Origin of the sequence: uncultured Novosphingobium sp., from assembly GCF_964277725.1 — a bacterium.
GTDB lineage: Bacteria > Pseudomonadota > Alphaproteobacteria > Sphingomonadales > Sphingomonadaceae > Novosphingobium > Novosphingobium fluoreni.
On record NZ_CAXYKL010000215.1, the window covers coordinates 1 to 5,848 of the forward strand.

A 5,848-nucleotide genomic window follows, 5' to 3' on the forward strand; every position below is an offset into this window, starting at 1 on the left:
CTTCCGGCGTCGCCACGCGGCCCAGGGGAATGTCTGCCAGCAGCTTGTCGCCGCCCCGACTTTCCAGATAATCGTCGGCCATGCCGGTCATGGTGAACCCGGGACAGACCGCGAAGGCCAGGATACCCTCTGCTGCGTAGCCCCGCGCGATCGTCTTGGTCACGGCGACCATCCCAGCCTTCGAAGCGGCGTAGTGCCAGTGCGCCGGACTGTCGCCGCGATAGGCTGCGCGACTGGCGATATTCACGATCCGCCCGCCGTACCCGTGTTCCCGCCAATGCAGAATCGCGCGCCGCGACAGCACTGACGATGCTTCAAGATTGATGGTCATGGTCCGTTGCCAACCGGCCAGCCATTCCTCGTCCGGACTGTCGATCGGCGCGGCTTCGAAAACCCCGGCGTTGTTCACCAGGACATCGATCCGGCCCTGCAGGCGATCCACCGCCGTCGCCCACAACCGATCGGCAGCGCCGGGCTGCGACAGGTCAACGTCCGCGCTGCTCGCCTCAAACACCAGCGTATCACGCCGGTGAAGCGTGGCGGAGATCGCGGCGCCGATGCCTCGGCTTGCCCCGGTCAGAAGGATATGGGTGGTCATAATAGGCGAACGGTGCCGACGTGGACCGGCACCGCCTTTTCCAATTCAGCCTAACCTAGTTCAGCGAAGCGGACCGCGCTGATTGAAACTGCGCTTTTCCTTGTATTTCTTCAGGGCATAGCTGCCTGCCGCCGCCGCGATCATACCGGGAATGCCGAACCTGCGGGCCAGGGCCACGCTGGCAACGCCCAGCAAGGCCCCGCCCGATTCGCTACCGCCGCGCGTGTTGCGGCCAGCTTTTGCGCCCAATACGCCGCCGATGATCTTTCCGAGCATGACAATCTCCTTTGGCGTGAAAGCGATTTGCCGGCGTGTAAGTTCCAGCCCCGCCTTACGCGATCGTCCTCATTTCACCCGGACGGGCAGCGTCACTCTACGCAGTCCTGTTTTGGAACGCCCTTAACCACGCCTGTTGGAAGGAAACATACCCTGGCGGGCCGATAAAGGTGCCGGGATTATGCGGAGTCGCTTGTTACCATGCCCCCAGTGGCAACCCTGATCGCTGCCCTCGCCACGCGGATCGGCTGTCTGCGCCGCTTCGCCAGGGACACGCGCGGCAATACCTTCATGATCGCAGCCGCCGCGATGGTGCCCATGCTCGCTATGATCGGCAGCGGGATCGATATGAGCAGGGGATACCTTGCCCGCACACGGCTGCAGGAAGCGTGCGACGCGGGCGTTCTGGCCACCCGCAAGAAGATCGGCAGCACGGTCATCACCAACAACGTCATCCCGACGGATGCGGCCGCGGCGGGCAACCGTTTCTTCAACCTCAATTTCCAGGACGGCGCGTACGGCACCACCAATCGCACCTTCACGATGACGCTGCTGTCCAACTACACCATCAACGGCACTGCCACGGCCACGGTGCCGACTTCGGTGATGAAGTTGTTCATGATCGATAATCTTCCGATTACCGTCAACTGCTCGGCCCAGTTCAATTATTCGAACGCGGATATCATGATGGTGCTGGATACCACCGGATCGATGAACGATACCAACCCGGGAGACACCAGCAGCAAGATTTCCGTGCTGCGCCAGGTGGTGAAGGACTTCTATACCTCGGTGGAAGCCACCAAGGGCCAGGACACCCGCATCCGCTATGGTTTCGTGCCCTATTCCACCAACGTCAACGTGGGCTTCCTGCTGAAATCCGGCTGGATGGTAAATCAGAATAACTATGAGACGCGGAGTGTCCCCCCCGGAGGTAATAACGGAAATTGGCGCTATGCCAGTCGATCGATCAACCTCAACAAATTAAAGAACGGCAATTCCGATGCGCTGTATTCTGGCGGTACGATAACTGAGAAGATCGCAGGCACGCCATCTTCGCCACTCAACACGACACTGACGTACAGCGGGTGCATCGAAGAACGCGCAACTTACGTGATCGACGATTACAACAATGTGGATCTGACTCGCGCACGCGATCTTGATATCGATGCCGTGCCTGTTTCCAATAATCCGGATACGCAGTGGCGCCCTTTATTCCCTGAACTGGCATATCTTCGGGGCATCACGAACTGGGGCAATTATCTTTATGGAAGCTGGTCGCCGGGGTCGGTCGACTACAGTGACGACTATACCAACGCGTCCGCGCTCGGCTTCGCCGCCTGTCCCGCGAAGGCCCGCAAGTTGGCCGAGATGACGGCGACGGACGTAAACACCTACGTCAACAGCCTGGTCGCCGCCGGCAGCACCTATCATGACATCGGCATGATCTGGGGCGGCCGCCTGATTTCGCCGACCGGCCTGTTCGCGGCGGAAAATGCCGAGATCAACGGACGGCCCACCACGCGCCACCTGATCTTCCTCACCGACGGTGAAACCTCGCCTCTGGAGTACTCCTACGACAGCTATGGGGTGGAGCCACTTTCGCAAAAGCGCTGGAACTCCGGCTCGAAATACACCCTGACCCAGACGGTGGAGAACCGCTTCACGGTGGCCTGCAATCAGGTGAAGAACAAGAATGTCACCGTCTGGACGATCGGCTTCGGCACGGCAGTGACGGACCTGATGAAGAACTGCGCGGGCCCGGGCCACTGGTTCCAAGCGTCCAATTCCAAGCAGTTGGCTGACGCGTTCGCGGCGATCGCGGCATCCATTGGCGACTTGCGGATCATCAAATGAGCAGGCCTCTTGCCCGACTATTATCGGATCGTCGCGGCGCTACGGTGGTGGAGTTCGCGCTGGTCGCGCCGGTCTTGGCGATTGCCGTCCTGGGCCTGCTGGAACTGGGCTACAACATGTACACCGCAGCGGTGTTGGAAGGTACGGTTCAAGCCGCCGCCCGCTCCTCCACGCTGGAAGGCGCATCCTCCAACGCGACCACGATCGATGCCGCCGTCACCTCTGCGGTCAAGGATGTCGTCCCCAATGCAACGGTGACGTTTCAGCGCACCGCCTATCCCACGTTCTCCGACGTCGGTAAACCGGAAGACTATACGGACACCAACGGCAACAACCGTTGCGACAACGGCGAGCCTTATGAGGATGCCAACAACAATGGCAACTGGGATAGCGATCAAGGCAGCAACGGCACCGGCGGGGCGCGCGATGTCGTGGTCTATCAGGTCAACGTCAGCTATCCGCGCGTCCTGTCCGTGGCGGGGTTGTTCGGTGGATCGGGCAATTACCAGATGACCACGAAGACGGTGCTGGCGAACCAGCCGTGGGACAACGTGAAGAAGTCTCCCGCGATCCGGAATTGCAAATGATCCGCCCTTTCCGCGCCCTGCTTGCCCGCATTCGTCTCGCCCGCGCGGGCTTCGGCCTGCAATGCTTGCAACGCGACCGCTCGGGCATGGCGCTGACCGAGTTCGCCTTGATCATGCCGTTCTTCCTGGGCGTGGGACTGTGGGGCGTGGAACTGGCGAACTATAGCTACACGCGCGAGCGCATCGGTCAGTTGGCGACACGCATCGCCGACAATGGCTCAAGGCTGGGTGACTATTCCCAGCTGCAAAACCGCAAGGTCTATGAGAGCGACGTCAACGACATGCTGATCGGCGCCGACATCCAGTCCGGCACGCAGCTGGACTTGTTCAACAATGGCCGCGTGATCATCAGCAGCCTGGAAGTGAACTCCAGCGGACAGCAGTATATCCACTGGCAGCGCTGCCTTGGCACCAAGCGCGTCAACTCAAGCTATGGCCTGCAGGGGGACATCCGCACGGTCGGGATGGGTCCAACCGGAAATGAGGTCTACGCCTTTGACAAAGAGGCCGTGATCTTTGTGGAAGTGAAGTACGACTACAAGCCGTTGATCAGTGCCACCTTCGTAGGTACGCCAACGATCAGTTCGATCGCCACTTACACAGTGCGGGCCAGCCGGGATCTGAGCCAGCTATTCCAGACCACACCAGCTTCACCATCTATGGTCTGCACCAAGTACACCGCCACCGTCAGCTAAGGGCGCTCAGGCATCGTCCGGATGAGGCGGCTTTTTGACCACTTGCCCTGCCCATTCGACTTCCCCCGCGTCCGGCGCGGGTTGCTCGGCTTGGCCTTGGCCGGGCTGCGCGCCTTGGGCTGGTGCCGTGGAATCTTCGTTCGGCGCAGCGCCTTGCACCCCGGCGATATCGTCATTCACCTGCTGCGGCAGATCCTTCGCGGGACTTTCCTGCGCTTTCTGATCACGATCGGGCACTACGGGCATCCTCTCCATCAAGGCGTCCGGAGCGGCTCACGCGCCGCTCCGGAAAAACGCGTGCGATCAGTTGGGCTGGAAACCGGCGGGAGGCATGGTCGCGCTGGGCTGAACGGTGGCCTGATCGCTCAGTGGCCCACCGGCGACTTGGATACGACGCGGCTCGCGATAGCCGCCAGCCTCGTTCTTTTGGAAATAACGATACCCGGCGTAGCCGAGCGCGCCCAGTGCTGCGAGTTTGATGAGCATGGCTCACTCCTTGATGTTGCGTATGCACAACGCACCGGACGCAAAGGAGGTTGGATCAGCTGGGCGCGCCTACTGGCCGCCCTGACCTCTTTCCACCACATCCTGGCTTTTCCGCCCCGCGTCCGGCATCGTCCAGCCCAGCCCGAGCGCCTTTTGCACCGCAATGTAGTCGATCGTTAGCTGCGCTCGCGCCTGGGATACCGCGCTGGTGGCGGACAGTTCCTGGCGCTCGATATCAAGCTGGTCGATCAACGTACTGGTTCCGGCCTCGAACCGCTGACGGTTTAGCGTCGCCGCGATGCCGGCGCTGCGTTGCGAACGGATCAGGCCTGCCAGCTGCTGGCGCGTGGCACCGAACCGGGCCAGACTGTCCTCTGCATCCTGCAAGGCGGCCAGCACCGTCTGGCGATACTGCCCTTGTGCGGTATCCCGCTGCCCCTCCGCTTCGCGCACCGCGCCCTTGATCCGGCCGAAGTCCAGGATCGGCCACATCAGCTGCGGGATCAGCAAGGCCGCCAGCTTGTCAGGATCGAAGACATCGCCGGGCTTGGTGCCGCCCAGCCCCAGGATGCCGGTGAAGCTGATGCCGGGGAACATGCGGGCCTTCTGCACGCCGATATTTTCGGTGCTGGCGGCCAGTGCCCGTTCGGCGGAGCGGATGTCGGGCCGCTGCGCGATCAGCGCTGCTGGATCACCGATCGGCACTTGCGCGGGCGGCGCGGGCACCGGCCCACTATCGCCCAACATCGCGTCCAGCTCACCCGGAACACGTCCGGTAAGCACCGCCAGCGCATCCTTGTACATCGCCACTTGCGCGGACAGCGGGATGTTCTGCGCGTCGGTCGATTCCTTCTGGGTCTGCAACCGCTCCACCATCAGGCGTGACGCGGTGCCGGCGGCGTAGCGCTGCCGGGTTAGGTCCAGCGATCGGCGCTGCTTCTCGCTCGACAAGGCGTTCAGCCGGGTCCGCTCCTGCGCATCGCGCAAATTGACATAGGTTTGTGCCACTTGCGCGCTCAGCGCCACTTGCGCATCGGCAAGGTCCGCATAGCGTTGCTCCACCGTCGCCCGCGCGGCGGATACGCGGCGCCGGCCCGCACCGAAAATATCCGGCTCCCAGGAAGCCGTGGCTCCGATGTTGTAGAAATTGACGGCAGAAGCATCGTCACCGCCGTTGTCCTCACCGCTGCCGCTGTCCGAGTTGCCGATGCCGGTACCGGGCAGCCGCGCGTGCGCATAGATCGCGGTGGCCGAGATGTTGGGCAGCAGGTTCGCGCGGCCTTGATCCAGCTTGGCGCGCGCCTCTCGGATCCGGCCTTGGGCGATCTCCACTTGCGGGCTTTGCGCCAAAG

At 62.2% G+C, this 5,848-nt stretch carries 8 protein-coding genes; 3 read left to right on the plus strand and 5 right to left on the minus strand.

Translation table 11 applies throughout. The features are described from left to right. Both ACHWRX_RS12355 and ACHWRX_RS12360 read right to left on the minus strand, forming a co-directional pair. Positions 1-598 (minus strand): SDR family NAD(P)-dependent oxidoreductase (locus ACHWRX_RS12355; protein ID WP_394659411.1); only part of this gene is annotated, 598 nt, incomplete at its 3' end. Positions 599-658: 60 nt separating this feature from the next. Beyond that, positions 659-874, minus strand: a complete 216-nt coding sequence (locus tag ACHWRX_RS12360; protein ID WP_058735192.1) for a hypothetical protein — start codon at positions 872-874, stop codon at positions 659-661. A gap of 210 nt (positions 875-1,084) precedes the next feature. Between ACHWRX_RS12360 and ACHWRX_RS12365 the strand changes: the two genes are divergently transcribed. Genes ACHWRX_RS12365 through ACHWRX_RS12375 form a run of 3 tightly spaced genes read left to right on the plus strand, consistent with a single transcriptional unit; the run spans position 1,085 to position 4,010 of the window. Continuing rightward, positions 1,085-2,728, plus strand: coding sequence for a pilus assembly protein (locus tag ACHWRX_RS12365; protein WP_394659412.1), 1,644 nt, complete (start codon positions 1,085-1,087; stop codon positions 2,726-2,728). Next, positions 2,725-3,315 carry a TadE/TadG family type IV pilus assembly protein gene (locus ACHWRX_RS12370; protein WP_394659413.1) on the plus strand — a complete coding sequence of 197 codons (591 nt, stop codon included), beginning with the start codon at positions 2,725-2,727 and terminating at the stop codon, positions 3,313-3,315. The genes ACHWRX_RS12365 and ACHWRX_RS12370 overlap by 4 nt, the downstream gene beginning before the upstream one ends. Further along, entirely contained in the window at positions 3,312-4,010 is a 699-nt protein-coding gene (locus tag ACHWRX_RS12375; protein ID WP_394659414.1) for a TadE/TadG family type IV pilus assembly protein, read from the plus strand. Before ACHWRX_RS12370 ends, ACHWRX_RS12375 begins: the two co-directional genes overlap by 4 nt. 6 nt (positions 4,011-4,016) lie before the next feature. Here the strand turns inward: ACHWRX_RS12375 and ACHWRX_RS12380 are convergent, their stop codons facing one another. From ACHWRX_RS12380 to ACHWRX_RS12390, 3 genes are all read right to left on the minus strand, one after another. Continuing rightward, on the minus strand, positions 4,017-4,247 hold the full coding sequence (locus ACHWRX_RS12380) for a hypothetical protein (protein WP_153000799.1): 231 nt from the start codon (positions 4,245-4,247) through the stop codon (positions 4,017-4,019). 66 nt (positions 4,248-4,313) lie between these two features. Next, positions 4,314-4,496: a hypothetical protein gene (locus ACHWRX_RS12385; protein ID WP_394659415.1), complete on the minus strand. Its 183-nt coding sequence runs from the start codon at positions 4,494-4,496 to the stop codon at positions 4,314-4,316. Positions 4,497-4,565: 69 nt separating this feature from the next. Then, positions 4,566-5,848 (minus strand): efflux transporter outer membrane subunit (locus ACHWRX_RS12390; protein WP_394659416.1); only part of this gene is annotated, 1,283 nt, incomplete at its 5' end.

Bases quoted from the DNA above. Each gene is read 5' to 3' on its own strand.
- ACHWRX_RS12360 (WP_058735192.1), bottom strand. From the start codon at position 874: ATGCTCGGAAAGATCATCGGCGGCGTATTGGGCGCAAAAGCTGGCCGC.
- ACHWRX_RS12370 (WP_394659413.1), top strand. From the start codon at position 2,725: ATGAGCAGGCCTCTTGCCCGACTATTATCGGATCGTCGCGGCGCTACG.
- ACHWRX_RS12375 (WP_394659414.1), top strand. From the start codon at position 3,312: ATGATCCGCCCTTTCCGCGCCCTGCTTGCCCGCATTCGTCTCGCCCGC.
- ACHWRX_RS12385 (WP_394659415.1), bottom strand. From the start codon at position 4,496: ATGCTCATCAAACTCGCAGCACTGGGCGCGCTCGGCTACGCCGGGTAT.